At 75.6% G+C, this 1445-nt stretch carries 1 protein-coding gene; it reads right to left on the reverse strand.

Annotation, left to right across the window (positions count from 1 at the left end; translation table 11 throughout):
* Positions 1-1090, reverse strand: a 1090-nt coding sequence (gene cobT / locus AOK15_RS38285; protein ID WP_055523468.1) for a nicotinate-nucleotide--dimethylbenzimidazole phosphoribosyltransferase, incomplete at its 3' end; no start/stop codon positions are given.
* Positions 1091-1445 lie beyond the last annotated feature (355 nt).

A 1445-nucleotide genomic window follows, 5' to 3' on the forward strand; every position in this document is an offset into this window, starting at 1 on the left:
TCTCCTCGACCTCGCTGTCGTCGGCGGTCTTCTCCGGCTCCGCCGGCTCCCGCTCCGGCAGCTCCGCCGCCAGGGCCGCCGCGGCCTGCACCAGGGGCAGCGCGAGCAGCGCACCCGCGCCCTCCCCGACCTTCACCCCGTGGTCCAGCAACGGCTCGATCGCCATCCGGTCCAGTGCCTTGGCCTGTGCCGGCTCGCCGCTGCTCTGCCCGGCGAGCCACCAGTCCGGCGCTCGGAAGGCCACCCGCTGGGCGACCAGCGCGCACGCCGCGGACACCACGCCGTCGAGGATGACCGGCATCTTCCGCACCGCGCTCTGCAGCAGGAACCCGGTCATGGCCGCGAGATCGGCCCCGCCCACCGCCGCCAGCAGCTGCAACTGCTCCCCGAGCACGGGCCGCGCCCGTCGCAGGGCGTCCCGTACGGCCGCGCACTTGCGCATCCATGCCAGATCGTCGATCGCCCGGCCGCCCCGCCCGGTCACCACCGACGCGTCGGTCCCGCACAGCGCGGCGACGAGGACGGCTGCGGCCGTGGTCCCCCCGACACTGAGGTCCCCGAGCACCACCAGGTCCGTCCCGGAGTCGGCCTCCTCGTCCGCGACGGCGACGCCCGCCCGGAACGCGGCCTCCGCCTCCTCCAGGGTCAGCGCGTCCTCGATGTCGATACGCCCGGAGCCGCGCCGCACCCGGTGCCGTACGACCTCCTCGGGCAGCGACCCGGGGTCGCAGTCCAGCGCCAGGTCGACCACCCGGACCGGTACGTCGAGCCGCCGGGCCAGCACCGCCACCGGGCTGCTTCCGTCGAGCACACCCCGCACCAACTGGTCCGCCGTGCCCGCGGGTCGGGCGGAGACGCCCAGTTCGGCGACGCCGTGGTCGCCCGCGAACAGCACCACTCGGGCCCGGCCGATCGGCCGCACCGGCACGGCGGACTGTGCCGCCGCCAGCCACTCACCGAGGTCGTCCAACCGGCCCAGCGCCCCGGGCGGCACGATCTGCCTCTCCCGCCGCGCCTCGGCGTCGCGGCGCACCCCGCCGTCGGGGCGCTCGATCAGATCGGTGAAGTCGTCGAGATTAAGCGAGCTCATTCGCCGAACAGTACCGGCAGCGATCGAACACGACCGCGCCACACCGAAACCCATCGCACACCGACCACACACGGCCCCACACCCCGAACCGACCGACCCGCTGCGCCGCACCCGTCGGCCCGCCTGAGCACCTACTGGCCTGCTGTGCCGCACCCGCCGGCCCGCCGCCTCAGCACCTACTGGCCCGCTGCCCTCGAACCCACCTGGCCTGCTGCCCCTGCCGCGGGCTCTTTGGCTCGCGGGCCCGCAGCCGGCCCCGCTGCCCCTGCCGCGGGCTCTTTGGCTCGCGGGCCCGCATCCGCCCCCGCCATCCTGCCGCGGGCTCTTCCGCTCGTGGGCCGGCACCCACCCCTGC

The organism is Streptomyces ossamyceticus (genome assembly GCF_001418475.1).
Classification (GTDB): domain Bacteria; phylum Actinomycetota; class Actinomycetes; order Streptomycetales; family Streptomycetaceae; genus Streptomyces; species Streptomyces ossamyceticus.